General features: G+C 52.4%; 1 protein-coding gene. It reads left to right on the forward strand.

Features of this window, described 5'->3' with window-relative positions:
- Positions 1-462: SAM-dependent methyltransferase (locus ACTHUM_RS19450; protein ID WP_440403935.1), on the forward strand; the 462-nt coding region annotated here is incomplete at both ends.

Genomic DNA, 462 nt, shown 5'->3' on the forward strand with positions numbered 1-462 from the left:
ATCCAGCGGTGGTACTGCGCCTGTATTGGCGCGGAAATGGTGGCAGATTATTGAAACATTGATTCCGCTGCATACGGGCACGATGGCGCGTATTGCCGGAAAATGGCGCGAAAAGGTTAAACAGACAATTCATCATGTCGAACGACGCCGTTATTTTTGGGAAAAGTTGTTCGACAGCCGTTTCAGTATTTTTGCAGCCCAAAACAATATCGAGGCGGCAGAACGTGAATTGATCACGCAGTTAAACCGGGAAACGCCGTTTGGCGGCGAAGTGGTTTTGGTGGGCGCAGGGCCGGGTGATCCGGGCTTGCTGACCATACATGCTTTGCAGGCGATTCAGGCTGCGGATACCGTATTTTACGATGCTTTGGTGTCGGATGAGATTTTGGCGATGGTGCGTAAAGATGCGGTGAAAATCAGCGTGGGCAAGCGCGCCGGCGCACATCATGTCCAGCAGGAAGA

Source organism: Neisseria sp. P0021.S006 (assembly GCF_051956895.1).